Source organism: Streptomyces sp. BA2 (assembly GCF_009769735.1).
Taxonomy (GTDB): domain Bacteria; phylum Actinomycetota; class Actinomycetes; order Streptomycetales; family Streptomycetaceae; genus Streptomyces.
The window spans coordinates 5,883,857-5,910,176 of record NZ_WSRO01000002.1; the positions used below are offsets into that span (position 1 = coordinate 5,883,857).

The 26,320-nt window shown below is 69.0% G+C and carries 27 protein-coding genes; 17 read left to right on the forward strand and 10 right to left on the reverse strand.

Features of this window, described 5'->3' with window-relative positions:
• Nucleotides 1–124: 124 nt before the first annotated feature.
• Entirely contained in the window at nt 125–1,432 is a 1,308-nt protein-coding gene (locus E5671_RS29400; protein WP_160506907.1) for an amino acid deaminase, read from the reverse strand.
• Nucleotides 1,433–1,587: 155 nt separating this feature from the next.
• Between E5671_RS29400 and E5671_RS29405 the strand changes: the two genes are divergently transcribed.
• From E5671_RS29405 to E5671_RS29420, 4 genes are all read left to right on the forward strand, one after another.
• Complete coding sequence (locus E5671_RS29405) at nt 1,588–2,631, forward strand: sugar kinase (protein WP_160510485.1); 1,044 nt, start codon at nt 1,588–1,590, stop codon at nt 2,629–2,631.
• A complete protein-coding gene (locus E5671_RS29410; protein WP_160506908.1) occupies nt 2,628–3,386 on the forward strand; it encodes an IclR family transcriptional regulator in 759 nt (252 codons plus the stop codon). The genes E5671_RS29405 and E5671_RS29410 overlap by 4 nt, the downstream gene beginning before the upstream one ends.
• A 7-nt stretch (nt 3,387–3,393) precedes the next feature.
• The gene (locus E5671_RS29415; RefSeq protein ID WP_160506909.1) at nt 3,394–3,807 is read left to right on the forward strand and encodes a RidA family protein; all 414 of its coding nucleotides are present in this window, start codon (nt 3,394–3,396) and stop codon (nt 3,805–3,807) included.
• A gap of 126 nt (nt 3,808–3,933) precedes the next feature.
• Nucleotides 3,934–5,430 carry a GntP family permease gene (locus E5671_RS29420; protein WP_160506910.1) on the forward strand — a complete coding sequence of 499 codons (1,497 nt, stop codon included), beginning with the start codon at nt 3,934–3,936 and terminating at the stop codon, nt 5,428–5,430.
• 80 nt (nt 5,431–5,510) lie between these two features.
• Here the strand turns inward: E5671_RS29420 and E5671_RS29425 are convergent, their stop codons facing one another.
• Both E5671_RS29425 and E5671_RS29430 read right to left on the reverse strand, forming a co-directional pair.
• Nucleotides 5,511–6,332 (reverse strand): MBL fold metallo-hydrolase, encoded by an 822-nt coding sequence (locus tag E5671_RS29425; protein ID WP_160506911.1) that lies wholly within the window; start codon nt 6,330–6,332, stop codon nt 5,511–5,513.
• A gap of 175 nt (nt 6,333–6,507) precedes the next feature.
• Nucleotides 6,508–7,848, reverse strand: coding sequence for a M14 family metallopeptidase (locus E5671_RS29430; RefSeq protein ID WP_160506912.1), 1,341 nt, complete (start codon nt 7,846–7,848; stop codon nt 6,508–6,510).
• 162 nt (nt 7,849–8,010) lie between these two features.
• Between E5671_RS29430 and E5671_RS29435 the strand changes: the two genes are divergently transcribed.
• Nucleotides 8,011–9,342, forward strand: a complete 1,332-nt coding sequence (locus tag E5671_RS29435; protein WP_160506913.1) for an Nramp family divalent metal transporter — start codon at nt 8,011–8,013, stop codon at nt 9,340–9,342.
• A gap of 20 nt (nt 9,343–9,362) precedes the next feature.
• Here the strand turns inward: E5671_RS29435 and E5671_RS29440 are convergent, their stop codons facing one another.
• Complete coding sequence (locus E5671_RS29440) at nt 9,363–10,376, reverse strand: glycosyl hydrolase family 18 protein (RefSeq protein ID WP_160506914.1); 1,014 nt, start codon at nt 10,374–10,376, stop codon at nt 9,363–9,365.
• A gap of 284 nt (nt 10,377–10,660) precedes the next feature.
• On the opposite strand from E5671_RS29440, the gene E5671_RS29445 reads away from it, so the two are divergent.
• The 11 genes from E5671_RS29445 (at nt 10,661) to E5671_RS29490 (ending at nt 20,731) form a co-directional block, all read left to right on the forward strand.
• A complete protein-coding gene (locus tag E5671_RS29445; RefSeq protein ID WP_160506915.1) occupies nt 10,661–11,560 on the forward strand; it encodes a hypothetical protein in 900 nt (299 codons plus the stop codon).
• Between the two features lie 106 nt (nt 11,561–11,666).
• Entirely contained in the window at nt 11,667–12,383 is a 717-nt protein-coding gene (cpaB, locus tag E5671_RS29450) for a Flp pilus assembly protein CpaB (RefSeq protein WP_160506916.1), read from the forward strand.
• Nucleotides 12,384–12,841: 458 nt separating this feature from the next.
• On the forward strand, nt 12,842–14,458 hold the full coding sequence (locus E5671_RS29455) for an AAA family ATPase (RefSeq protein WP_160506917.1): 1,617 nt from the start codon (nt 12,842–12,844) through the stop codon (nt 14,456–14,458).
• Nucleotides 14,459–14,591: 133 nt separating this feature from the next.
• The gene (locus tag E5671_RS29460) at nt 14,592–14,921 is read left to right on the forward strand and encodes a TadE/TadG family type IV pilus assembly protein (RefSeq protein WP_160506918.1); all 330 of its coding nucleotides are present in this window, start codon (nt 14,592–14,594) and stop codon (nt 14,919–14,921) included.
• Between the two features lie 10 nt (nt 14,922–14,931).
• Nucleotides 14,932–16,290, forward strand: coding sequence for a CpaF family protein (locus tag E5671_RS29465; protein WP_160506919.1), 1,359 nt, complete (start codon nt 14,932–14,934; stop codon nt 16,288–16,290).
• Nucleotides 16,290–17,234: a type II secretion system F family protein gene (locus E5671_RS29470; protein ID WP_160506920.1), complete on the forward strand. Its 945-nt coding sequence runs from the start codon at nt 16,290–16,292 to the stop codon at nt 17,232–17,234. The genes E5671_RS29465 and E5671_RS29470 overlap by 1 nt, the downstream gene beginning before the upstream one ends.
• A 27-nt stretch (nt 17,235–17,261) precedes the next feature.
• Nucleotides 17,262–18,137: a DUF5936 domain-containing protein gene (locus E5671_RS29475; RefSeq protein ID WP_160510486.1), complete on the forward strand. Its 876-nt coding sequence runs from the start codon at nt 17,262–17,264 to the stop codon at nt 18,135–18,137.
• A 469-nt stretch (nt 18,138–18,606) separates the two neighbouring features.
• The gene (locus E5671_RS45505; protein WP_336606070.1) at nt 18,607–18,825 is read left to right on the forward strand and encodes a hypothetical protein; all 219 of its coding nucleotides are present in this window, start codon (nt 18,607–18,609) and stop codon (nt 18,823–18,825) included.
• A gap of 11 nt (nt 18,826–18,836) precedes the next feature.
• Entirely contained in the window at nt 18,837–19,430 is a 594-nt protein-coding gene (locus E5671_RS29480; RefSeq protein ID WP_272902897.1) for a pilus assembly protein TadG-related protein, read from the forward strand.
• Between the two features lie 32 nt (nt 19,431–19,462).
• The gene (locus E5671_RS29485; protein WP_160506921.1) at nt 19,463–20,065 is read left to right on the forward strand and encodes a hypothetical protein; all 603 of its coding nucleotides are present in this window, start codon (nt 19,463–19,465) and stop codon (nt 20,063–20,065) included.
• 3 nt (nt 20,066–20,068) lie between these two features.
• Entirely contained in the window at nt 20,069–20,731 is a 663-nt protein-coding gene (locus E5671_RS29490; RefSeq protein ID WP_160506922.1) for an OmpA family protein, read from the forward strand.
• 1,367 nt (nt 20,732–22,098) lie between these two features.
• Here E5671_RS29490 and E5671_RS29495 read toward each other — a convergent pair.
• The 3 genes from E5671_RS29495 to E5671_RS29505 all read right to left on the reverse strand — a co-directional run bounded on the left by E5671_RS29495 (nt 22,099) and on the right by E5671_RS29505 (nt 23,093).
• On the reverse strand, nt 22,099–22,515 hold the full coding sequence (locus E5671_RS29495; RefSeq protein WP_160506923.1) for a hypothetical protein: 417 nt from the start codon (nt 22,513–22,515) through the stop codon (nt 22,099–22,101).
• The gene (locus tag E5671_RS29500) at nt 22,512–22,814 is read right to left on the reverse strand and encodes a hypothetical protein (protein WP_160506924.1); all 303 of its coding nucleotides are present in this window, start codon (nt 22,812–22,814) and stop codon (nt 22,512–22,514) included. The genes E5671_RS29495 and E5671_RS29500 overlap by 4 nt, the downstream gene beginning before the upstream one ends.
• Before the next feature lie 84 nt (nt 22,815–22,898).
• Nucleotides 22,899–23,093 carry a hypothetical protein gene (locus E5671_RS29505; RefSeq protein WP_160506925.1) on the reverse strand — a complete coding sequence of 65 codons (195 nt, stop codon included), beginning with the start codon at nt 23,091–23,093 and terminating at the stop codon, nt 22,899–22,901.
• A 119-nt stretch (nt 23,094–23,212) separates the two neighbouring features.
• On the opposite strand from E5671_RS29505, the gene E5671_RS45510 reads away from it, so the two are divergent.
• Nucleotides 23,213–23,965 (forward strand): hypothetical protein, encoded by a 753-nt coding sequence (locus E5671_RS45510; protein ID WP_202121297.1) that lies wholly within the window; start codon nt 23,213–23,215, stop codon nt 23,963–23,965.
• Nucleotides 23,966–24,913: 948 nt separating this feature from the next.
• Here the strand turns inward: E5671_RS45510 and E5671_RS29520 are convergent.
• The 3 genes from E5671_RS29520 to E5671_RS29530 all read right to left on the reverse strand — a co-directional run bounded on the left by E5671_RS29520 (nt 24,914) and on the right by E5671_RS29530 (nt 26,227).
• Nucleotides 24,914–25,309 (reverse strand): antibiotic biosynthesis monooxygenase family protein, encoded by a 396-nt coding sequence (locus E5671_RS29520; RefSeq protein ID WP_160506926.1) that lies wholly within the window; start codon nt 25,307–25,309, stop codon nt 24,914–24,916.
• A gap of 20 nt (nt 25,310–25,329) precedes the next feature.
• Entirely contained in the window at nt 25,330–25,575 is a 246-nt protein-coding gene (locus tag E5671_RS29525) for a GNAT family N-acetyltransferase (RefSeq protein ID WP_237330262.1), read from the reverse strand.
• 172 nt (nt 25,576–25,747) lie between these two features.
• Nucleotides 25,748–26,227: a nuclear transport factor 2 family protein gene (locus tag E5671_RS29530; RefSeq protein ID WP_160506927.1), complete on the reverse strand. Its 480-nt coding sequence runs from the start codon at nt 26,225–26,227 to the stop codon at nt 25,748–25,750.
• Between the last annotated feature and the right edge of the window lie 93 nt (nt 26,228–26,320).

A 26,320-nucleotide genomic window follows, 5' to 3' on the forward strand; every position in this document is an offset into this window, starting at 1 on the left:
GTGGGTGGGAGACATCCGTCGCGGAGCGGCGGTTCTGCTTGTTCGCCCGCCCGGCACCGCGGGGTGATCGGACGCCCCACCCAAAGCCCCGGGGTCAGAAAGGCGCCCGCCCAAGACCCAGGGGTCAGAAATAGGTACGGATGTAATCCGTGACCGTTCCGTCCGCCTCGACCAGAGGAATCAGCTGCCACTTGTCGAAGGACGTGCAGGGGTGAGAGAGCCCGAGGCCCACCCAGTCGCCGACCGCGAGGTCCGCCTCGGGGGCCGTACGAACCCACCCGTGCTGATCCGAGAGCCCCGTCACCGTGACCCCCGTCGCGGGCCGGTCCACCCCACCCCGGTGGACGACCTGCGCCTCGGGCAGGTCAATGTCGTACGCCGCATCCCGCTTCCCCGCATTGGTGAACGCCTGCTCCCGCGTCGGCCGCGAAACGACCTGCGTCCAGAGCCGGAACGCGGGGTGCAGCGCCCCCTCGTCCGGGATGCGATTGAACGGGGTCAAGTGACGATAGTGGCCGTCGTCATGAGAGACGTACGCCCCGGAGCGGAGCAACTTCAGTACCGGCACCGACAGTTCGGGAATCTCCGCGAAGACATCCGCCACCGCGTCGAACCACGCGCTACCACCCGCGCTGACGACGATCTCGTCCAGATCCGCGAACCGGTTCGCCTTGTCGAACTCGACCGCGAGCGCGGTGAGACGCCCCAGCCAGGCCCGCACCCGCTCGGGCGTCGCGTCCGGCACCTCGCCCTCGTACCCGGCGACACCCACCAGGCGCAGCGTGTCCGCCGCCGCGACCGCGTTGGCGATCTCGACGCACTCGGCCTCCGTACGCACACCGGTGCGCGCCCCCTCGCCCGCGCCCAGCTCCACCACGACGTCGACGGGACGCGTCGCGCCCGCCTCGCGCAGAGCGGCGTCCATCAGGGCGACGCCGGCCTCGGAATCGACGTAGCAGATGAAGCGGAAGGAGGGGTCCTCGTCCAGCTCGCCAGCGATCCAGCGCAGCGCCGCCGCGTCCACCAGCTCGTTGGCGAGGAAGATCCGCTCCACCCCGTAGGCCCGCGCCACCCGCACCTGGTGCGGCACGGCGAGGGTGATGCCCCACGCGCCCCGCTCGATCTGACGCGCGAAGAGCTGCGGCGCCATGGACGTCTTGCCGTGCGGGGCGAAGGCGAGGCCGTGCCGCTCGGAGTACGTCTCCATCAGAGCGAGGTTGTGTTCCAGGCGCTCGGCGGAGAGGGCGAGGACGGGGGTGGTGAAACCGTCCGTGAAGAGGTTCCGGCGCTGGGCCGCCAGCTCGCCGACCGTCAGGCCCTCCGCGTCCGGCGGAAGGCCCTTGAAGCGGTGGTCGACCCGCTCTTCCGCGAGCCGGTCGAGCTCCCGGGCAGCACGTCCGGCGGAGTGGTCTGCGGCGTTGTCGGCGGCCATGGCGCCTCCTCGAAAAGGTGCGTTGCATGATGTGCAACGGTCATTGCGTATGTCGCTTACTGCTGTCTAACATCCGAGCCAATGCCGGGTCAACGGATCCGGACCGACGGTTGAGGGGCAGGAAGATCGTGACCGCAGAGGCCGCGCAGGCAGCAATGGACGCGCAGGCAACAGTGGACGTCGTCGCGCTCGGCGAGTCCATGGTCACGTTCCTGCCCTCCCGCGCGGGCCGCCTCGCCGACGTCCCCTCCTTCGATCGCGGAATCGGCGGCGCCGAGTCGAACGTCGCCTGCGCGCTCGCCGCGGCCGGGCACCGCACCCGCTGGGTCAGCCGCGTCGGCGCCGACGGCTTCGGCGACCACCTCGTCGAGGCGATCGCCCGCTACGGAGTGGACACCGGGTCCGTCGGCCGCGACCCGCACCGCCCCACCGGCATCTACTTCCGCACCGCCGACGACCGCGACACCGACGCCCACGAGGTCCTCTACTACCGGGCCGGATCCGCCGCGTCCGCGATGGCGCCGCGCAGCGTGGACCGCGAGGCCCTGGACGCCGGCCGCATCCTGCACCTCTCCGGCATCACCGCAGCCCTCTCCGCGGACTGCCTCGCCCTCCTGCGGGAGCTGACCGCACCCCGCCCCGGCCGCCCGCTGGTGTCGTTCGACGTGAACTACCGCCCCGGCCTGTGGAGCGGCGAGGCGGGCGAAGGCCCCCGCGTCCTGCTCGACCTGGCCCGCGGCGCCGACCTCGTCTTCGTCGGCGAGGACGAGGCCGCCGACGCATGGGATGTCACCGGAGGACCCGACGCCATCCGCGCCGCGCTCCCGGAGCCCGCGACCCTGGTCGTCAAGCAGGGCAGCCGCGGCGCCACGGTGTACACCGAAGGTGCGCCCGCCGTCTTCCAGGCGGCGCTCGACGTCGACGTCGTCGCCCCCGTGGGCGCCGGTGACGCCTTCGCCGCCGGGTTCCTCTCCGCGACCCTGCGCGGCCTTGACGCCGAGCGGCGCCTGCGGCACGGGCACCTCATGGCGGCCGCCGCCCTCACCGTCCCCGAAGACCTTGCGACCCCTCCCGCGAGGGCGCACACCGATCGTCTTGCCGCACTGGACGCCGACGCCTGGGGGACACTTCGTCTCGGCCCGGGCTGGACGGACGGCGTCCCCGTGAACACTGAGGCCAAGGAGGAGGCACGTACATGAGCCAGACCGTCGACCGCGCCCTGTCCATCCTGCCGCTGCTCGCCGAAGGCCCCGCCGACCTCGGCCAGGTCGCCGAGCGCCTGGAGGTGCACAAGTCCACCGCCCTGCGGCTCCTGCGCACGCTCCACGAACACGGCCTGGTCTACCGCCAGTCCGACCAGCGCTACCGCCTGGGCGCCCGCCTCTTCGCGCTCGCCCAGGAGGCCGTCGAGAACCTCGACGTACGCGAGATCGCGCACCCCCACCTCCTCGCGCTCAACGAGAAGTGCGGCCACACCGTGCACCTCGCGGTCTACGAGGAGCAGGAAGTCCTCTACATCGACAAGGTCGAGAGCCGCTATCCGGTGCGGATGTACTCGCGCATCGGGAAGCCGGTGGCGATCACCGTCGCCGCCGTGGCGAAGCTGCTGCTCTCCGACCTTCCCGAGGCCGAGCGCCGCGCCATCGCGGAGAAGCTCGACTACCCCACGTACACGTCCCGTTCGACGCCCAACGCCGCCGCGTTCCTCAAGGAGCTCAGCGCCGTGCGCGAACAGGGCTGGGCCACCGACCTCGGTGGTCACGAGGAGTCCATCAACTGCATCGGGGCCCCCATCCGCGGTGCGGACGGCCGGGTCGTCGCCGCCATGTCGGTCTCAGCGCCGAATGTCGTCGTCACCGCCGAGGAACTCCTCACGCTGCTCCCGCTGGTGCGCCGTACGGCGGACGCCATCAGCCGGGAGTACTCCGGCAAGTCACCCCTCAAGGAAGCCTGAGCACGTCATGACCACCGAGAAGACCGCTCTCACCCCGGCCACCCACACCACCCCGCCCGCGAAGTTCTCCCACGGCGTCAAGAAGGGCAACATCCTTCAGGTCGCCGGTCAGGTCGGCTTCCTCCCGGCACAGGAGGGCAAGGCCCCCACCCCCGCGGGCCCCACCCTGCGCGAGCAGACCCTCCAGACCTTCGCCAACGTCAAGGCGATCCTCGAAGAGGGCGGCGCGACCTGGGACGACGTGATGATGATGCGCGTCTACCTCACGGACGTGGACCACTTCGCCGAGATGAACGAGATCTACAACGCGTACTTCGAGGAGCAGGGCCTCAAGGCCCCCGCCTCGGCCCGCACCACGGTCTACGTGGGCCTGCCCAAGGGTCTGCTCATCGAGATCGACGCGCTCGCCGTCCTGAGCTGATCCGCCCGACGTTCTGAGCACCCCGCAAGCCGCAAGTCTTCACGGCGCGGCGCCCAACTCCCCCCTTCGGGCGCCGCGCCGTGATCCCCCCTGCCCCGAAAGCCCCATGCACTTACGAGGTCAAAGATGTCCCCGTCGTCCCCCTTCGCCGCGCTCGCGGCCGCCGCCCCCGCCGCCGAGGCACCACCCCACACCGGCGGCATCCTCACCCTGATCGACGGGACGGCAGGCCTCCTGACCGTCGCCGCGCTCGGCATCGTGCTTCTCCTCTTCCTGATCATCAAGGTCAGGCTGCAGCCCTTCGTGGCGCTGCTCGCGGTCTCCATAGTCGTCGGCCTCTCGGCCGGCCTCTCCGTCACCGAACTCTTCGGCACGGTCCAGAAGTCCGACGCGGTCTCCGTCATCGAGTCCGGCATGGGCGGCATCCTCGGCCATGTGGCGATCATCATCGGCCTCGGCACGATGCTCGGCGCGATCCTCGAAGTGTCGGGCGGCGCCGAGGTGTTGGCCTCGCGCCTCCTCGGTCTCTTCGGTGAGAAGCGCGCCCCGCTCGCCATGGGTCTGACGGGTCTGATCTTCGGTATCCCCGTCTTCTTCGACGTGGGCATCTTCGTCCTCGCGCCGATCGTGTACGCCGCCGCCAAGCGCAGCGGCAAGTCGATCCTGCTCTACTGCCTGCCCCTGCTCGCGGGTCTGTCGATGACCCACGCCTTCCTGCCCCCGCACCCCGGCCCGGTGGCCGCCGCCGGTCTGCTCCACGTGGACCTCGGCTGGGTCATCCTGATGGGCATCGTCTGCGGCATCCCCGCCGTCCTCGCCGCCTGGGTGTACTCCGCGTGGATCGGCAAGCGCATCTTCGTACCCGTCCCGCAGGACATGGTCGAGGCCGCCGACGAGGCGCGCCAGGCGGTCATCGCCGAGCAGCGTGCGGCAGGCGTCGAGCCGCGCGAGAAGCCGGTGCCGCTCGGCACCGTCTTCGCGATCATCGGAACGCCGCTGTTCCTGATCCTCCTCGCCACGTTCTCGTCGATCGCCTTCGACCCCTCGACGCTCCGCAGCGTCATCGAGTTCTTCGGCAGCCCGTTCGTGGCGCTGACGATCGCCCTGCTCATGGCGTACTACCTGCTCGGCATCCGGCGCGGCTGGTCGCGCAAGTCCCTTGAGACGGTGTCGACTTCGTCCCTCAAGCCGGTCGGCAACATCCTGCTCGTGGTCGGCGCGGGCGGCATCTTCGGCGCGGTCCTCAAGGCGAGCGGCGTGGCCGGCGCCCTCTCGGACACCTTCCAGGACGTGGGCCTGCCGATCATCGTCCTCGCCTACCTGCTCTCCCTGGTCCTTCGCGTCGCCCAGGGCTCGGCGACGGTGGCGATCGTGACGACGGCGGGCATCGTGGCCCCCCTCCTCGCCGAGGGCGACCACTCCCAGGCGTTCGTCGCCCTGGTCATCATGGCGATCTCGGCGGGCTCGATCTTCGCCTCGCACGTGAATGACGGCGGCTTCTGGATGGTGGCGAAGTACTTCGGCATCTCGGAGCGGGACACGCTGAAGACGTGGACGGTCCTGGAGTCGGTGCTGTCCGTGGCGGGATTCGCGGTGGCGGCCGTGGTGAGCTTGTTCGTCTGATGCGAGATCCCCTTCTCGTACGTCGGCTTCTTGTACGTCGCTGAAAGCGCCCCGGGCCGAACCGGTCCGGGGCGCCTTCGTCACGACGCGACCGGGGGCGCGCCCACGGGCTCGAACCCGGCCAGCATCTGCTCCAGCGCCGCCTGGTCAGGGCCCACGAACGGCGAGGCCCCGGCCGCCGAGCCCAGCGTGTCCATCATCGTCCCGGTGATGCCGAGAGCCGGCGGCAGATGCGTGGAAAGGACGAGCTCGGGCGCCCCGTCCCGCAGTGGCTGGAAGCTGTCCAGGAACTTCCCGGGGTCCACGACCTGCACCCAGGGGCTGTCGACCGTCGCCCAGAGCAGTTGCGCGGCCCGCAGCCCCTCGACGGGCACCTCGCGGACGTCGTCGGCCTGCGCCAGCTCGGCGGTGGCCATCGGCCCTCCGAAGCAGTCGGAGCTGAAGCAGGCCCCCGACCGGTCGTCGAAGAAGCCGACCGTGGCCGGGTTGTCGAAGAGCGGCGGCCTGAACCCCGTGAGGGTGCGGTCGCCGACGTCCAGGCTCTGCCCCGGGTTGAGCAGATGGACGCGGTCGAGGGGCAGCGGGCGCTCACAGGACATGATCCCCGCGCCCCCGAACGTGGTCACGACCCGTGCCTGGGGCGCCGCGACCAGCAGATCGAAGATCCCGCCGGTGTGATCACGGTCCGGGTGGGTGAGCCAGATCCAGCGCACGTCGGCGGGATCGAGAACGGTGGCGAGCGCCTCCAGGAAGTTGCGGTCGGACAGTCCGAGGCCGGTGTCGACCACGACGGGCTGGGAGGCGTGCAGGACAAAGGCGTTGACCGGTATGTGTCCGATCCCCGGTACTTCCAGGCTGTCGCTCAGGACGCTGATGTCGGGGCGTACCTTGTGGACGCGCATGACACATCTCCATGCCCCCTCAGGGATGGTGATCGTGTCGCGGCCCTTACACATCCCCTTATCTGTCCCCTTATGGGTCCATCGTCGTCCTGTTCAGGCGCCGCCGCATCCGGGCGAAGGGCCGCCGCCGGACGGCGACGGCCCTTCACTCACCTGGTCCGCTCACCCGGCCCGCTCAACCGGTGCAGTACTGCTGCTCCTTGCCGATGGAGCGGTACATGCAGTCCGAGTTCTCCAGGAGCTGCAGGACCGCGTCCCTGTTGCGGTTCGTCTCCCGCTCGATCACCTCGTCGGGCGGGTAGAAGCCGCCGCCGCCCGCGGACGAGGGGTACATCTCGAAGGTGTAGCTGAAGATCTTCTGGTTGCCCCAGAGCCAGTCGTTGATCGACCCGTCCGTGATGTAGAGGTCGCTGGACTGCTGCGGCGTGTAGCCGTTGCTCGCGGCCATCTTCCGGCCGATGGCGGCGTGCGCGTCGCGGTCGTCCTGGGTGAGGCCGGGGCCCGTGTCGCTGTACGTGTAGCCGTACGGCCACAGGACCAGCTCGCTGTACGTATGGAAGTCGATGGAGGCCTTGATCTGCTGCTTGCCGCCGACGATGCGGCTGCGTACGAAGTTGGAGACGACCTTCACCTCGGGTGCCGACTCGGCGCTCGGGCCGCGGTAGGTCTCGGAGCCCGTGTTGCCCGAGGAGCCGCCGCAGCAGCCCCACCGGTAGGCCCAGTTGCGGTTCATGTCGGTGCCGACGTTCGACGAACCGGCGTTGGGCTGGCGGTTCTTGCGCCAGCTGCGGTAGGAGCCGGTCGCGATGTCGTACTCGCCGCCGTCCGGGTTCAGGTCCGGCACGATCCAGATCTCGCGCTCGTCGACCATCTTCTTGATGCGGGCGTCCGTGCCGTAGTCGTCGCCCAGTTCGCGCAGCAGGTAGAGCGCCATCTCGACGGTCAGGTGCTCGCGGGCGTGCTGGTGGTGGGTGAAGAGGACCTCGGGCTCGGCCTCGTCCGTGCCGACGTTGTCGCTGATCTTGATGGCGACGATGTCCCGGCCCGAGTAGGACTTGCCGATGACCCTCTTGCTCATCAGGGTCGGGTGGGCCGCGATGCGCTGGTTGATCTCCGCGTTCATCTCCGCGTAGTTGTGGTACCTCGCGTCGGCGGGCGGGAAGTCCTTGGCCTCCACGGGCTCGCCGTTCGTACGCTTCGGGGGCCCGGCCAGGGCCTTGAGCTCGTAGCCCGCGTCCCGGAGCCCGGCCGCCTCGCGACCGTCGGCCGAGACGACGACCGCGCGGGCGTCGACCTCGTCGATGGCGACGCCGGTGCGGGCGAGCGCGGTGCGTGCGGCCTTGTCGTCACCGAGAGGGATTTCGTACTGGCGCGTTTCGTTGTCGGTGGCCGCCGTGCCGCGAGCGGCGGGGGCGGTGGTGTCCGGTGAGGCGTTGGCGGTGATGGGCGCCGCCACGGCGAGGGCGAGAAGGACCGCGAGGGCAGCGGATCTTCTGCCGCGTATGCGAAGTCGCATGAAGTCTCCTGGGGGTGGGGGGGGTGGTTCAGTGCGACGCGTGCGGTGCGGTTGCGAGGTGCGGGTTGCGCGGGCCCATCGTGGGCGCCTGGCATGCTCCGGTCAACGCTGTCTTCGGCCAACCCCTTGTGCCACGCGCCGCCATGCGGTTTCTTGATCGGCATGGCTGATACGACAGGCAGTGGCACTGCCACGGGAGATGCGGCTCCCCAGCCCCGCAAGTCCAGCTGGAAATACATCGGACCCGGCATCGTCGTCGCCGCGACCGGCGTCGGCGCGGGCGACCTGGTCGCCACGCTCATCGCGGGCAGCAACTTCGGCTACACCCTGCTGTGGGCCGCCGTCATCGGCTGCGTCGTCAAGATCTCGCTCGCCGAGGCCGCCGGACGCTGGCACCTGGCGACCGGACGCACCCTCTTCGACGGCTGGGCCAGCCTCGGCCGCTGGACGACGTGGTTCTTCGTCGTCTACGTCGTGATCTGGGGGTACGTCTACGGGGCCGCGGCCATGTCGTCGTCGGGACTGCCGCTCCAGGCGCTGTTCCCGGACGTCATGGAGCTCAAGTGGTGGGGGATGCTCACCGGCATCGTCGGCCTGGTCTTCGTCTGGTTCAACAAGTACGCCGTCTTCGAGAAGGTCATGACGGTGCTCGTCGGCATCATGTTCGTCGTCACCGTCTACCTCGCCATCCGCGTCACCCCGCACCTCGGTGACGCCTTCGCGGGCCTGCTGCCGGTCCTGCCCGACGAGAAGGACTCGATCCTCAACACGCTCGGCCTGATCGGCGGCGTCGGCGGCACCATCACCCTTGCCGCGTACGGCTACTGGGTCAACGCCAAGGGCTGGACGAACACCGGCTGGATGAAGGTGATGCGGCTCGACAACCGCGTCGCGTACATCACCACCGGCATCTTCGTCGTCGCCATGCTCTTCGTCGGCGCCGAGCTGCTGCACTCCGCGAACGTCGCCATCGCCAGCGGCGACAAGGGCCTGGTGCAGCTCTCGGACATCCTGGAGAAGGAGTACGGAGACGCCACCGCCAAGCTCTTCCTGATCGGCTTCTTCGCCACGTCCTTCACCTCGCTGATCGGCGTCTGGCACGGCGTGAGCCTGATGTTCGCCGACTTCGTGGAGCGCTACCGCAAGCAGCGGGCGGGCGCCGACGAGAAGGCCCTGACCGGCGAGGAGGTGGCGTCCGGAGCCCGCGAGAAGTCGGTGCCGTTCCGCGCCTACCTGCTGTGGCTGACCTTCCCGCCGATGATCCTGCTCTTCCAGGGCCAGCCGTTCCGCCTCATCATCATCTACGGCGTGCTCGGCGCGGCCTTCATGCCGTTCCTCGCGCTCACCCTGGTCTGGCTCCTCAACTCCTCGCGTACACCGGGCGAATGGCGCAACGGCTGGCTCAGCAACGGCATGCTGACGATCGCCGGCCTGCTGTTCCTGGTCCTGTGCGTCAAGCAGATCACGGACCAGGACTGGAGCAGCTTCTTCTAGCGACGCGGTGGGCCCGCCGGTTACGGCAGGCCGTGGACGTGCGGCCCCACCGCCTTGGACCAGGAACTGCCGTCGGCGGCGTCCCAGTTGGTCGACCAGGTCATCGCGCCCCGGATGTCGGGGTACGTCTTGGACGGCTTGAAGGAACCGCAGCTGGTGCCCTTCGCCAGGCAGTCCAGGGCCTGGTTGACGACGGACGGCGAGACGTAGCCGCCCCCGGCCGCTTTCGCCGAGGCCGGGACGCCTATGCCGACCTGGGACGGGTCGAGGCCGCCCTCCAGCTGGATGCAGGCGAGAGCGGTGAGGAAGTCGACCGAGCCCTGGCTGTAGACCTTGCCGTCACAGCCCAGCATCGAACCGCTGTTGTAGTACTGCATGTTGACGACCGTGAGGATGTCCTTCACCGCGAGCGCCGTCTTGAAGTACTCGTTCGACGTCGACTGCATGTCGATCGTCTGCGGCGCCATGGTCAGGACGAACCCGGAACCGGCCTTCCCGGAAAGGGACTTCAGGGCCTGCGACATGTACGTCGAGTTGAGCCCGTTCTCCAGGTCGATGTCGACGCCGTCGAAGCCGTACTCCTGCATGAGCTTGTACGCGGAGTCGGCGAAGGCGGTCGCCGATGCGCCGTCGTTGACGGTCACGGCTCCCTTCTCGCCGCCGACCGAGAGGATCACGGACTTCCCGGCCGCCTGCTTGGCCTTGATGTCGGCCTTGAACTGGTCGACGGTGTACCCGCCGAGCCCGGCCGAGTCGAGGCTGAAGGCCAGCTCGCCCGGCGTGGAGGTCGCGTCCGCGAACGAGACCGCGATGATGTCGTATTCGTCCTGTACGTCGCTCAGCTTCTGGACCGTGGCGCCGTTGTCGAAGTTCTGCCAGTAGCCGGTCACCGCGTGCTTCGGTACGGCGCGGGCGTCGGCGTCGGCGTTGTCGGCGCCGCCGGTGAGCAGGCCGGTGAGCGCGAGGGCGAGTGCCGTTGTCAGACCGATGACGGGCCCTGCCTTCCTGCGTGTCCTGCCGCGTGCGTGGTCCACTTCTGCCTCCGGTGGGGGGAGTTGGGGCTTTCGGAGAGGTCTCGCCGGGCTGGGGTGGGGGTTGCCCGGCGCTTTGCTTGGTCGTACAAGCTGGTCCAGACCAATCAGGTTGTCAATACCTCTGGCGACACCTCTGGCGCCACCGCTGGCGACACCTCTGGCGCCACCCGGATCCCACGAGTCCGGCCAACCTCTGCGTGAACAGTGGGAAGTTGGGTGTTGAGGTGACGCTGACCTCTATAAGGTGCTGAGGCAGAAGTGCACGAAGACCGGGGGGTGTGCGTATGCCGACCGCCATAGCCGTCACCGGCCCTGACCTGGTGCTGCCATCGCCCGACCGGCACACCCCGTCGGCGGCCGTCCTGCAGAGCGCCGTCCAGTCACCGCGGACGTACTCCCTGGACCAGGCGCTCACCGAGATGCACACGCTCATCGAGCACCACGGCTATGTGATCGTCCTGTGCCCCGCGTCGGCGCCGCCCGCCCTCGTCCAGCGCATGCACGCGATCCGCTCCGTCCTGGAGAGCGACCGCATCTCGATCCTCCGCCCGGACCTGCCGCCGCTGGGCCTCGCGGTCCTCGCGCTCCAGCTCCGCCAGCTCTCCATCTGCGACTTCAGCCCCGGCGTCCTCGCGTCGGCGGCCCGCCTCCTCTCCCACTACATCTACGCGGGCGCGCTGCTCGGCTCGGTGGCGAAGCTGGACCGGGTGCCGGTCACGTTGCAGTCCCACGCCAAGTCATGGGTGCCGGGCGCCCAGTTCGCCGTCCTGGCGACCCCGCGCCCCGAGCTGATCAAGGTGACGGGGGACACGACGCTCCCCGGCCCCGGATTCGGCACGAAGATGCTGTACGCCACCGGGCAGCTGGGGCCCGGCTGGGTCACCGAGACGCTCGCCCCGGCCTGGCGGACCCAGGGGATTTCGGAGGCGCGGCTTCCGGGGGAGTCCGCGCGCTGGTGGGCGACGGGCAAGCTCGTCGAGTTCGCCGCGGCGATCCCCGACATCTCCGTGCTCTACCAACTGGTGTCGTCCGTCCGCCGTGACGACTGCCACTGGTGCGGCCTCGAACTCATCGGCGACCGCTGCGGCTTCTGCGCGGCGCCGTTGCTGCCGCCGCCGGAACGCGCGGCGTCGGCTGCCGTCTCTGTCTCCGCCGTACGGGCGCTGCCGCGAGGCGCGACGTAAGAGCCGCAGGTCCCTCATGTGCACGAGCCCGAACTGCCCGCACTGAACGCGCGCCACCCCGCTCACTGTCCGTAGCCGTCCGCACTCGATCGAGGTAGTCCGGTTCATGAACTCACGCCAGCGCCGCGGCGTCATCCTGCTGGTCCTTTCGGTCCTGGCCGCGTTCGGCGCGTTCGCGGGCGTCCTCTCGGTGATCCGGGACGTGAACTCGAAGGTGGGGCCGGAGGTGGCCGCGTACAAGCTGAAGGGGGACATCGCCCCCTACAAGGAGCTGAGCGCGGACCAGTTCGAGAAGGTCGAGATGCCGGAGCGGTGGCTCTCGGAGAACGCGGTCACCGATCTGCGCCAGGTCCGCGGCAAGATCGCGGTGACCGAGCTGCGCAAGGGCTCGCTGCTCCAGACGGACATGATCGTCGACCGTCCCGAACTCGATCCCGGTCAGCAGGAGATCGCCATCATGATCGACGCGGCGACGGGCGTCGCGGGCAAGATCACGCCGGGGGCGACGGTCAACATCTACGCCACGTTCAAGGGCGAGACCGACAACGCCAAGGATCAGTCGAAGGTGATCGTCGAGTCCGCGAAGGTGATCGACGTAGGCAAGCTGACCGCACTGGACCCGGACCAGGACGACCGCGGCAGCAGCCGTCGTACGGCGACGGAAGCGGTGCCGATCACGTTCGCCCTGGACACGGCGGACGCGCAGCGCGTCGCGTACGCGGAGTCGTTCGCCACGCATGTACGGCTCGCCCTGGTCGGCCAGGGCGAGGAGAGCGCGATTCCGCGGGGCGATCGGACGTACACACTCGACGAGGACAAGTAGGGGGCCCCGCGCATGAGGCGACGCACGTCCGTACCGCCGCGCTGCGGTTCCGCCGGGGCGGCCCGCTCAAGGCCGCCGCTCCGCGGCGGGTCTCTGGCTCCCGCCGTGGTCGGCTGCCCTGTGCCGCCGCTTCGCGGCGGATCTTTCCCGCCCACCCACCCGATTGCCCCGCGGGGTAATCGGGTGGGTGGGCGGGAAAAGCCTGTTCGTCGGCACCAACTGCCGAGTGGGAGCAGCCAGGACGCCAAGCCCGCCGCAGGCGGAAGGCACCCACTGCCGGGTGGAGATGCTCGGGACGTGCAGCCCGTCGCAGGCGGAAGGGGCCCGCTGCCGGGCGGGAGTGCCCGGGGCGTGCAGGCCGCCGCAGGCGGAGCAGGCCCGCTGCCGAGTGCCGACAGCCAGGACGCCCAGCCCGCCGCAGGCGCCCCGTACAGCCCACCGCCGGGAGGCGATCGCGTATGACGACCCGCATCCTCCCCGCCGTGGGGGACATGGACGCCGCCCGCGCACTCTCCACCCTCACAGGGCAACTGCCGGACGCCGAACCCGCCCTCCCCGTCGCAGACTCCACCGCCCTGCTCGACACCCTGGCAAGGCTCGCCGCAGAGTCCATCGACGAGCTCCCCGAAGTCGTCCTCATCCATGAGCGCATCGGCCCCGTCCCCGCCCTCGACCTGATCCGCGACCTCGTCCTCCGCTTCCCCGCGGTAGGCGTCGTCCTCATCACCGCCGACACCAGCTCCGCCCTCCTCACCGCCGCGATGGACTCCGGCGCCCGAGGCATCGTCGGCTTCCCCCTCGCGTACGACGCACTCGCCGAGCGGGTGCACGCGGCGGCCGCCTGGTCCGCGGGGATGCGCAGGCACCTGGGCAGCGCGGGCATAGAGCTCTACGCCGGGCCGGGGGAGACCCCGGGCGGCGGCCACGTCGTAGCGGTGAGCGGCGCCAAGGGAGGCGTGGGGACCACCCTCGCCGCCGTCCAGCTCGCCCTCGCCGCACGGGCATCCGGCCGCACCGTCGCCCTCCTCGACCTGGACCTCCAGGCGGGCGATGTCTCCTCGTACCTGGACGTCCAGTTCCGCCGCTCCATCGCCGACCTCGCGTCGATCACCGACATCACGCCCCGCGTCCTCCAGGACGCCGTCTACACCCACGAGACCGGCATCGGCCTCCTCCTCGCCCCCGGCGAGGGCGAGCAGGGCGAGGAGATCACCGACCGCGTCGCCCGCCAGACGCTCAGCGCCCTGCGCAGCCGCTACGACGTCGTACTCGTCGACTGCGGTACGTACGTCACCGGGGCGAGCGCGGCAGCCATCGAACTCGCCGACCAGGCGGTCCTGTTGGTCACCCCGGACGTCGTCTCCGTACGCGCCGCCAAACGCATGGTGCGCCTGTGGGACCGCCTCCAGATCCGCAAGGCCGAAGAGACGCTCACGGTCGTCAACCGCCACGGCAAGGGCGCGGAGATCCAGCCCTCCCTGGTGGAACGGGTGACGGGGACGCGCGTGGCCCGCACCACCGTCCCCGCGAACTTCAAGGAACTGCAGGGCGCGGTCGACGCGGGCCGCATGCAGGACCTGGACAGCAAGTCCACCGTGAAGCAGGCGCTGTGGGCGCTGGCGGGCGAGCTCGGCCTTGTGGACCCGGAGGCGGCGTCCGGCGGAGCCAAACGGCTGACCCTCCGCAAGCGGGTCGGCGGCGGGGACCGCGGCGCGGTCACGCTGGAGTTCGCGGGCATGTTCCCGCTGCTGCTCACCGTGATGGGCCTCCTGTGGCAGTGCGCGCTGTACGGCTACACCTTCTCCCTCGCCGGAAACGCGGCGGACGAGGCCGCACGGGCGGCGACGGCCGCGTACGCGGTGGGAGAGGGCGGCGCGGCGGCGTGCGAGGCCGCCGCGAAGGAGCATCTGCCGTCGGCGTGGCAGGGCGCGGAGGTGGCCTGCACCGACGAGGGAGCGGTGTGGAAGGCCCACGTGGACGCGGACGTACCGCTGTTCTTCCCCGGGATCGACGCGGGGTGGAGCGTGAGCGGGGAGGCGGGCGCGGCGAAGGAGGGGGAGGACGGTGAAGGGTGACCCGGCAGCGCTGCGTACCGTCGATCACCGGCTCCGCCGAGTTCGTCCTCAAACGCCGGACGGGCTGGGTCCCCAGCGCCATCAGCAGCATCAGCGAAAGAGGGTGCGCCTCAACGACGATCGAGGCGTATCCATGCTCGAATTCGCCGGCTTCCTCCCCATCCTGCTCCTCATAGGCCTGGCCGCCATCCAGCTCGGGCTCGTCGGCTACGCCGTCAACCAGGCAGGATCAGGCGCCCGCGCGGCAGCACGCGTCGCCTCCCAGGGTGAGGGCGGCGAGGCGGCGGGCCTGGCGGCGATGGACGGGAACCTCGACGCCCAGGTCGCCATCAGCGGTGGCGGCGACACGACGACAGCGGACGTCACCGTCCAAGTCCCCACCCTGCTCCCCTTCGTGGACGCCGGCTGGTCCGTCACGAAGTCGGCCACCATGCCCAACGACGAAGACGAAGACGGGAGCTGAGAGAGAAAAGATGAGCCTCCGCGACCGCATAGCGACGCCGCACGACCACGGCAAGGGAAGCGACCCCAGCCGCGACGACAGCCTCGTGGCGGTGTACCGCTCCAAGCTCCTGGAAGAGATCGACCTCGCCGAGATGTCGTCCCTGACGACGGCGGACCGCCGGGTCCGCCTCGAACGCGTCATGGGCCACATCATCAGCCGCGAGGGCCCCGTCCTCTCGACCTCGGAGCGCTCCCAGCTCATCCGCCGCGTCGTGGACGAGGCCCTGGGACTCGGCGTACTCGAACCGCTCCTCGCCGACGCCTCCATCACGGAGATCATGGTCAACGGCCCCGACTCGATCTTCGTCGAGCGCGCCGGACGCGTCGAACAGCTCCCCCTCCGCTTCGCGTCGAACGACCAGCTCATGCAGACCATCGAACGCATCGTCTCCACGGTCAACCGCCGCGTCGACGAGTCGAACCCGATGGTCGACGCGCGCCTGCCCACCGGCGAGCGAGTGAACGTGATCATCCCCCCGCTGGCCCTCACCGGCGCGACCCTCACCATCCGCCGCTTCCCGCGCGCGTACACGCTGCACGAGCTCATCGGCCTCGGCTCGCTCGACGAGCACATGCTGCTCCTGCTCTCCGCCTTCGTACGGGCCCGCTTCAACATCATCGTCAGCGGCGGCACAGGCTCCGGAAAGACGACGCTCCTCAACGCACTCTCCGGCCTGCTCCCCGCCCACGAACGCATCATCACCATCGAGGACTCGGCCGAACTGCAGCTCCAGCAGGACCACGTGATCCGCCTGGAATCCCGCCCCCCGAACGTCGAGGGCAAAGGCCAGATCACCATTCGCGACCTGGTCCGCAACAGCCTCCGTATGCGCCCCGACCGCATCATCGTCGGCGAGGTCCGAGGCGGCGAGACCCTCGACATGCTCCAGGCCATGTCGACGGGCCACGACGGCTCCCTCGCCACGGTCCACGCGAACACGGCGGAGGACGCCCTCATGCGCCTCCAGACCCTCGGCTCGATGTCCGAGGTCCAGATCCCGTTCGAGGCGCTGAAGGACCAGATCAACTCGGCGGTCGACGTGGTGGTCCAGCTCGCCCGGCACGCGGACGGCTCCCGCAAGATCGCCGAGATCGTCCTTCTCGTCTCGCACGGCCGCGAGCACTTCCGCATCGCCCCGGCGACCCGCTTCGTACCGAGCCAGCCGAGCGTCGGCGGCCTGGACCGCCGGGTGCGCGGCTACTTCGAGCACCTGCCGCTGCCGCGTTCCGTCGCCGAGCGGCTGTACGTCGCGGGAGAGCCGGTGCCGCCAGGTTTCGGCGTGGCCCAGGCCATCGACGTACTGAACACGAGAGAGGCCATCGGCTGATGGAGAACCAAGCCGCCCTCCTGGCCCTGGGCGCCACGATCCTGACCGGCACGCTCGCCGTCGCCGGGATCCACTCGTACGCGTCCGGCCGCGCCCAGCGCCAGGCGCTGGTGGACCGCCTGTCGATCGGCCCCGGCACCGGCGAGCCCACGGGCCGCGGCCGCCGCTTCGGCGCGGTCGACCGCCGCCTGCGCCGCACCCGCCTCGGCCGCTCCATCCACCTGCGCCTCTCGGCGACAGGCCTCGACCTCACGGCGGGCGAGTTCTTCGTCTACGTCGTGGCGGTCGTCGCCGCGCTCTGGCTGATGGCGGCGGCCACGCTGGCCCCCTTCTTCGGCCCGATCGCGGGCATCGTGGCGGTCTGGAGCGCGGTGGTCTTCCTCAACTGGCAACGCCAGAAGCGAATAGCGGCGTTCATCAACCAACTCCCGGACGTGGCCCGGATCCTGGCCAACGCAACGGCAGCAGGCCTGGCGCTGCGCACATCACTGGCGATGGCGGCGGAGGAACTGGAAGCCCCAGCAGGCGAGGAACTGTCAATGGTGGCAGACCAGTTGACGCTGGGCCGCTCGATCGACGACACGCTGGGCGAACTGGCGGAACGCCTCCCCTCCCGTGAACTGATAGTCCTCGTAACAACCCTGGTCCTCTCCAACAAGGCGGGCGGCTCGGTGGTGAACTCCCTCCGAAACCTCACCCAGACCCTGGAGGACCGCAAGGAGACCCGCAGGGAGGTCCGCACGATGCTCTCGGAGGTCCACGCGACGGCGTTCACGGTCCCGCTCCTGGGCCTGGGCTCCCTGATCCTGATCAACTCGTCCAATGAGGGAGCACTGGCAAGGGTGACGGGCTCGCCGATGGGCCAGACGCTGATCCTGATCGCGCTCGGCCTGTACGCGGTGGGCTTCTTCGTGATCAGACGCCTCGGCAAGATCGAAGTGTAGGGAGCGGTCGACGTGTTCGGTCTGGCGATGGCGGCCGTGATGGGCCTTGCGGTGGCGGGAGTGTGCCAGGGCATCCGCATGTACCGCGCGGAGGCGAAACTCCCCTCGGACCTGGCGATCGCCCTGGAGGTCGGCGCCACCCGCGTCTCGACGGCGGGCTCGGCGGTGGACCGCCTGGGCATGCGCTTCGCGCCGCTGGTCCTGCGCCTGATGGGCCAGAAACGGGTGGACGCCAAGCGCCGCAGGATCGACATGGCGGGCAACCCGGGAGGCCTGACGATCGACCGCTATGCGGCGCGCAGAGCGGTCTACGGCATCTTCGGCTCAGTGATGGCCCTGGTCTTCCTCACGAACGGCTCCGCACTCTTCGGCGTGCTCACCTTCGCCTTCGGAGTGACGGCGGCGGACGCGCTGATCTGGCAGGCGATACGGGAACGGCGCGAGGTCATCGACCGCACGCTGCCGGACTTCCTGGACGTACTAGCGGTGGTGGTCTCGGCGGGCCTCGGCTTCCGCCAGGCGCTGGACCGCGTGGCGGAACGCTACGAGGGCCCGTGGGCGGACGAACTGCGCATCACGCTACGCCAGATGGACATGGGAGTGAGCCGCCGCCAGGCGTTCGACGAACTACGCCGCAGGAACGCCTCAGAGCAGGTCTCCCAGTTCGTCTCGGCGCTCCAACAGGGCGAGGAACTGGGCTCACCGATCGCGGACACGCTGATCCAACTGGCAACGGACATGCGCAGAACGGACGCCCAGAACTCCCGCCGCAGGGCGGCCAAGACGATCCCCAAGGCAACGATGGTGACGCTGGTCTTCATGCTTCCGGCCACGATGATTCTGATCGCGGCGGGGATGTTCCTGGGCTCGGGTTCGGACTTCGGCTCGATTCTGGGGAAGTGAGGGTGCCGTGACCGGTTCGGAGCGGGGCGGGACGGGCGCTGCTATCAAGCCACTGGGCGAAACCTCTTCGCGGCTGCAACCAAGTATGGGACAGTCGCGAGGAGCGTGGGGAGGGTGCGGTAACCCCGGGGGCGGCCCCTGCCGGGGCTTGCCGCCCCAACCGGCCTTTGCGAAAGGTGAGTTCACGGGATCCGCGGGAGGGGAAGTCGTGAAACACAACGAACCACCGACCAGCAGCTCAAGGACCTCCGCCACACGCCCCCGGGGTGCGTGATGACCTCGCCACAGGGGAAGGGAACTCGCCAACTTCCGCGTCTCAAACGGCATTGGTTGCGGAGAGTGGCTGTTGGGTCACATGATCTCGCGTACGTTGCCTATGACGACAGCGGTGACGGAATTGGTTGCGCCGGCGGTGCGATTCGCGATGCGGGCGCGTGTGCGTGTATCGGGTGGGAGAGAAGGGGCCGTCGTGCTGAAGGATCGCGTACTCAGAGTCTGGACCGACTGGACGGTGACCGTGGCTTCCCGGGTTCGGGGGAGGGGGCGGGATGCGGGGGCTGGGTTTGTGGAGTATGCGGGGTTGATGATTCTTATTGCGGGGATCTTTACGTTGATCGACGGCCTCGGGCTGGACGGTCTGATCTCCGGGGCGATCTTGGACGCGGTCAACAACGTAATCGGTGGCTGACGTTCCGTAGCCTGCATGGTGACCGAGGGCAGACTCTTCCCATCTATATCTGGATGACGGGGATTCTGCTCTTTGTTGCGTTCGCGTTCTTCGCGTTCGCCCAAGCAGCATCCGCACGGAACGGTGCCCAGTCGGCGGCTGACGCAGCGGCGCTGGCAGCGGGGCAGGACGCCAGGGACGAACTCGTCCAAGGGCTGGGGGAATCCATCGGTCAAGGTGATGACTGGCTCGATTGGCTCGATGGTGACAAGTTCACCGGTGACGGTGCGGAGGGTGCGGCTGCTGCTCTTGCTGCCGACAATGATTCGACTGTCATCGGCTTCGGGCCGGATGAAGTAAACGGCTACCCGGGCTTTCGGGTCGAGATCGAGACTACGTATACAGTCGGGGATTCGATCATTCCTGGCACTGAGTCCATGCATGCCAAAGCAGAGGCCACCGCCATCGTCAAGCCGCGATGTGATCTGTCTCCATCGGCTGATCCGGAGAAGGTCGTCGAATTTGACTGCGAGGGCGAGGGCTCTTTCGAGATCGATCCGGATGACTTCCAACTGGATGACCTACCGGACGCATCTGCCCTCTTCTCCGTCCACTTGGCCGACTGATGAATGATCGACGAAAGAAGGAAGCCGTAGCGATGAACATTCGGCGCACCATGAAGGCCCGCAGGGCAATGACCGCTGTAGCGATCACTACTGGGCTGGTCCTCACGGTGGCCGGTTGCGGCGGAGGTGGGGACGACGACAAGCCCAAGTCTGGCAAGAGCTCGTCATCCTCGGGCGGCAAGAATGACGAGGGAGGCGAAGGGGACAAGGAGACCGAGCAACCGGCTGCGGACCCTGTGCTCGCAGAGGTCAAGGGTGAGGGAGACCTGACCCTCAAGGTCACTTCTGCCAAGCGTGATGAGGGTGGCTTCCTCACAGTTGAGGGCACGGTCACCAATGGAGGCAGCAAAGCTTGGGTGGCGGCCAGTTGGCGTGGGGACGAGAGCGAACTGACCAAGAACGGCGGTTCAATCGCGGGGGCCAGCCTCGTGGACACCGAGGGGAAGAAGAAGTACCTCATCCTCCGGGACACGCAGGGCCGTTGCCTGTGCACGCGTTTCACCGGTGGTGTGCTCTCGGGCAAGACCGTCAACTGGTTCGCCCAGTTCCCGGCGCCTCCCGCAGAGACGACCAAGGTCGACTTCCAGGTAGGCGCCATGCCCCCCGCCTCCATCGAGATCTCCGAGAGTGAGTGACCCATGGGCCACCCACGATCCCGCACCCTCACCACAGCAACTGCCACCCTCACGGCCCTCGTCCTCCTGACCATCACCCCCGCCTCCGCAGACGACGAGGACCCCAGCGCACCCCCCGGCAGCAGCACCACATCCCCACCCCCCGAGGTCGACTCCAACAGCCCCGGCCTGAAGCTCGCCGACGGTGCGACCCTCGCCCCGGCGAAGGTCCTGGACATCAAGTCCGTGGTCGAAGACCTCGGCGGCGAGGAGCGCCGCGAGGACACCAACACAGACGTGAAGTTCGCGCTGCAGGCGGAAGTCCTCTTCCCCAAGGACAGCAACAAGCTGAACCCTGAGGCGAATGCCCGTATCAAGGCGATCGCGGAAGAGGCCAAGGCGCAGAAGGCGACGAACGTCAGAGTGTTCGGCTTCACGGACAACCTCGGCTCGTACAGCCACGGCAAGACCCTGTCCCGCAAGCGCGCAGAAGCGGTGCACGACAAGCTGGCAAGCTACCTGGGCCCCGAGGTGACGTACTCCGTACGCGGCTACAGCGAGGACTATCCGATCGCGGACAACACCTCCGAGCAGGGCCGCAAGAAGAACCGCCGAGTCGAGGTGACCTTCCCGAGGGGTTCTGCCGGGGAGGACACAGGGACGGCCCCGTCCGGGAGCCAGGACTGACCCGTTGGCCCAAGCGCGCGCCACGGGGCTTTGCTGGGCCTGTGGCTTTGCTTGGTGCCGGGGCCGCCCGGTTGTCCTGAGGTTGGCGGTTCCGGGCCGGGTGTAAAGGGCGCTCCGCTGCGCTACGCGTCGGCTGCGCCGATTGCGCTGCGCTCCACCCTTGACACCCGCCCCTCCACCGCGCGAGGGAAGACGACCGGACGGCCCAAGGGGCGGGACTCTCGACCACTGCCGTCAGACCATCCCGCTTTCCTGCCGGGTGCGGACTGGTTCTTCCGGCGTGACCGTCACGGGGAGAGAGGCGGACGCCCGGTCCGCAGTCGCTCCGGGGATGGGTACAGGCCTCGTCAAGCGTCTAGCGACCGGATCTTCCGGGGTGGCGGTCACGCATAGGTTGCTTCTCCATGGGGTGGATACGACCACTCGGAGTCTTGTTCGCCATCGGCTCTCGGGGCGGGGGGGGGGGAGGGATTCTCTGCGTCTGGCCGGGCACAGCGCCGCCGAGCCTCCAGATGTCCCCCGGGTGCCCGGCGTTGGCACTGGCGCCCCCCCCAGCTCACCCGCCCCCAGGCGACTGGCCCTGGCAAGATTCCGAACCCGCAGGGACTCACCGCCAACGACGCCCGCGACGGTTGACTGGGTGAGGGCTGGGTGGGGGCAGGGGGGGTACGGCACCTAATTCCGAGAAGGCGCATTACACAACGCGCGCGCCCCCCTTCTGCCAGAACACAACTTTGCGAAAGTAGGTGCGCCACCGAGCGAGCGACAGAAAAGTCCCGCCAAACTCGCGGATAGTGCGTGCTGGCGTGGAACATTTCTGCCAACTACCCCTCGCGTCCCCGTCCGTGACCGCCATCCCGGAAGATCCGGTCGATAGCCGCTTGTCGAGACCGGCACCTGACCCCGGAGCGGCTGCGGACGGGCGTCCGCCTTTCTCCTCGTGACCGCCACCCCGGGAGATCCGGTCGGTAGACGCTTGACGAAACCGGCATCCGCCCCGGAGCGGCTGCGGACCGGGCGTCCGCCTTTCTCCCCGTGACGGTCACGCCGGAAGAACCAGTCCGCACCCGGCAGGAAAGCGGGATGGTCTGACGGCAGTGGTCGAGAGTCCCGCCCCTTGGGCCGTCCGGTCGTCTTCCCTCGCGCGGTGGAGGGGCGGGTGTCAAGGGTGGAGCGCAGCGGAATCGGCGCAGCCGACGCGTAGCGCAGCGGAGCGCCCTTTACTCCCGTCCCGGAACCGCCAACCTCAGGACAACCGGGCGGCCCCGGTACGAATGCCACCGCCGGGCCACGGCACCTCCGGCCAGGCGACGTCAGCCACCGACGGCCAATTACCAACTACTTGCCGCACTCCGCCTACCTGCCGCCTACTTGCCGCACTCCGCCAAGTAGCGGTCAAAGGCATGGTCCTTGGCCTTCCCCGCGATGGCCTCCGTGTACGCGTCCGCGCGCAGGACCCCGGCCGCGAGGTGGGTGTCGTCCTCCAGATTCTTCGTGTCCGCGCACGCCACCACCACGATCCAGTCGGCATGCGTCCCCGTGTCCTTCGCGGTGCCGTACGTCGCCTTGGCGCCGGTGACCGGCTTTGACAGGTCGTACGACACCATCGAAGAGGCCGACGGCAGACCCCCTTCCACCTGGGCGACGGTCTGACCGACGAACGAGGTGACCGGCACGTGGCCGGGCGGCGCGTCCGGCTGATCGCCCCCGGCGCCGCACCCGCTCAGCAGCATCGCGGCTCCCGCGACGGCGATGACCATGGCTCGGTTTGTCAGGACACTCACTTGACCTTGCAACTCACCTTCGCCGGAGCAGGGTTGAAGGCACGCTTCCACCCGCTCGTGCCGGCCTTGTAGTCGAGGGGCGTGGTGATGTGCTTCTCGATCTTGTACTTGTACCGGGTGCCGATCGGGTAGGCGACGAGCGAGTGCCCCTTCTTCACCGGCGAGCTGCAGGTCACGGCGACGGACTGGGTCTTGGCCTGGCTGATGTTGAGGCTGCCCGCGACGGCGCCCCGGCTGAGGCCGAACCCCGCGTCGATGGTGCGCGTGGCCGAAGCGGTCTTGTTGATCATGCAGGTCATGCCCTTGGTCTGCGCGGTGCAGCGGGCGATCTCGTCCTTCTGGTTCGTGTAGTTCGTCTGCTTCGACTTGTTGATGAGCTTGCTCTACTTGCCGACCGCGGCCCGGGTCGATATGTCGGCCTTCGTAGTGGGCGAGGCGCTGACGCCGACGCCGACGCTGACGTCGGCGTCGTTGTCGGCGTCTGCGGACGCGGCGTTCGCGTGTCCGGCGGTGGCCACCAGCGTCGCGGCCAGGGCGAGTACGGCTCCGGCGATACGAGTCGTCGAGCTCAGGCGCATGTGCGTTCCCCCATTTTTGATCTTGGTCGCCAAAGATCGTACGCGACTGCTCACACACTCTGACCTGCGCGTTGTCGAGAGCCTTGCCCCTGACTCCCACCCACGGACCACAATGCCCCATGGAGAGCGAGGCCAGTGAGGCCAGCGACGCGGGCGATGTCAGTGAGGTCAGCGAGCCCAGCGCGAGCGAGTGGAAGAGGATCCGGGGCGGGCTGCGCTTCGGGCAGGTCTTCACGGGAACGGTCGTCCGCGTCCCCAAGCCCGGCGCCATCGGGCTCTTCGTGGACATCGGGCTACCGGTGGGCGGCTTCGTCGACGTCCTGCTCCTGCCGACGGCAGCGGAGACCTGGCCGGCCGAAGGCACGGTCACTCGCTTCGAGGTGTGGTGGGCGGCCCCGGAGCGCATGCAGATCCGCCTGAAGCCGCTCGAACCGGCATACCTGAACGAGGACTTCGACGAGCTAGTGACGAGCTTGCGCCCCGCCTGGCCCTCCCTCGTGGGGCAGCCCATGGACTACATGGAGCAGATGATCGAGACCCTGGAGCGGGAGTTCCGTGCCGAGGACGGAAGCTTCCTGCTCCGGCTGCGGTCCGACCTGACCTGGGACCGGTCCGCCTTCACTCGTCTGGAACGCGCCATGCGAGCCGTCTGCGCACACTTCCAGTCGACATCCCAGCTCGACCGATGGCTGGCCGACGGCTTCTACGAGGTCGCGACCGCCGTGCCGGGCTGGACCGCGCACCCCGACTTCCCGCGCCCGGCCCCCGCCGCCTACTACGAGGACTGCCTGGAACGGATCGGCGACCTGGCCGACTGGTTCTTCAGGGGCGAGTCCTCGTACGGCGACGGGCATGTTTGGGCCGATCTATGAGGACCACCCCAGGGTCGGCCGCCCTCACGCCTAGCCTGTCGCTTCATGGGGCGGATGCGCACACTCGGGGCCGTGTTCGGCATCAGCGCCGTAACGCTGCTCACCGCCTGCGGGAACGGAAAGGCCGATCCCTCCACCACAGGCCCCCGCTCCGGGGACGGCGCGATGGTGTGTTTCTGGGTAGGCACCACGACACCTCAGCTTCCTTCCCCCACGTCCACCGGCTGCCCGGAAGAGCCCTCGACGAGCCCGTCGGCCGCGGCGGTCACGGTGGTCATGACCCCGCAATGGAAGCGGACGCATTCACACACCCCATCGCCGAGCGACTGGCCGAGGCAGGGCCCTGGCAAGGTCCCGAACCCCCGGGGCCTCACAGCCGACGACGCGTCTGACTGACCGAGCAAAGACGCATGCGACGGTCCCGCCGCCCGCCGCCGCCCTAGCGCAGCCAGCACATGCAACTGGCCGCCCAATGCACAAAACTTCCACCACCACCCACCCCCTACCGCCCCAGCATGGGACTTTCCTGCAAACCCCACCCCTCAGCACTCACCCACGACGCCGGCGACACGATGGGCCGCCCCCACCCCACCCCGCAGCCGCTTGACGAACCCACAACCCACCCCCGAAGCGAACGCGGCCCCACCCTTTCTCTCCCGGGTCACGCCGGAAGAACCAGTCCGCACTCGGCAGGAATGCCGGACGGCCCGACGGGAGTGGTCGAGAGTCCCGCCCCTTGGGCCGTCCGGTCGTCTTCCCTCGCGCGGTGGAGGGGCGGGTGTCAAGGGTGGAGCGCAGCGGAATCGGCGCAGCCGACGCGACGCAGGAGCGCCCTTTACTCCCGTCCCGGAACCGCCAACCTCGGGACAACCGGGCGGCCCCGGCACGAATGCCACCGCCGGTGGGAGGGGCTCCCGGGGGCTGGCGGTTCAGGCAAGGCGTGGCGGTTCAAGGGAACCGTACGACCACGTCGTACAGCCCCGGGTTCGCCGTGGCCGGAGTCTGCTTGGAATCGCGCGCGGCATTCGCGCGGTTCGCGAACTGTGGGTCGGCAGTGGCCGCTTCCCAGGCCTCCTGGCTCTCCCAGTGGGCGACGTTCACGAGCTGGAAGCGTCCGCCGGGGGACTGGGCGCGATGCAGGCGGGTGTCGATGAAGCCTGGCTTCTTGCTCATGATCGCGGCCCGCTGCTCCCACTTCTCGGCGAAGGCGTCGACGTCCTCGGGGGCGATCTCGAAGACGTTGATGAAGGTGACGGACGAGGAGTCCGACGGGCCCGAGGGGCCCGTCGGGGCCAACGCGTCCACTGACGGCTGCGGCTCCGGCTGCTGGCTCTCTGTGGTCATGATCGAACCCTATGGCTGTCCTAATTAAGCCCGGATAAGGGCGAGTTGAGCCGGTGACCTGACCGACCGGCCAAAGCTCGTCGCTCGGCGGTGTTCTCGGCCTCGGTGTCCGCTTCTATGCGCGTCACGGGGGTATGCGCGAAGAGGTACCGCACCAGTAGCCGCTGGGCCCGGGCGCCGACGCCGCGGCCACGGGCCTCCGGCAGGAGTCGAATGCCGATGGTCCAGTAGTACGAGGTCCGGAAGGCCACGACCTCTTCCGCCATGCCACAGAGCCGAGTGGCTCATAACCAGAGCCGAGGCGCTCATCGCACAGCCGCACTGGCATCGTGAGATCGTTCTCGCTCATCGCGCCACGGTAGGCGCGAACTCCCGTGCGGTGCCCACGCTTTACTCCTCCACTTGCTCCTCCCCTCACACCTTCCCTCACTCCTCCCCTCACCCCTCCCCTCGCCCCTCCCCGAACGCTTGCGCCACCGCGAGGCTGTCCTCGTACACGTGGTGGCGCGTGACGAGGCCGTCCTTCACCGTGAGGTGCAGTGCGAATCGTGCCCGGTAGGGCCTTCCCGTCGGCCGGGCGGTCTGGCGGATCTCACCGAGTACGACGGCGTGCTCACCGTCCACAAGGATGTGCTCGACCTGGGTCGCCGCCTCCCCGGGCACGTGATGCTCGGCGAGCTGGCGATAGTGAGCGGCGGCGTCGGCGCGTGTCGCGCGGTGGCGGATCCACGGGGTGGCGGCGCGGCCGTGCTCGGCCTCCGGCCAGTCCAGTTTCCAGTCCGCACCGTCGGCGTACCGCTCGGCGATGCGCTCGGGGTCGCCCTCCGCGATGCGGGCCAGCAGGTCCTCCACGACGGAGCGGGTGGTGGGTGTGGGTGCGGGTGTGGGTGTGGGTGGAGGTGTGGGTGTGGGTGGCATGGGTTCCTTCTCTTCGTGTGACGTTGCCCTTGATCCTTCTGGGTGGACGGGAGCTGTGGCGATTACCTCTGGAGTAATGGGCGTGAGTCGTGA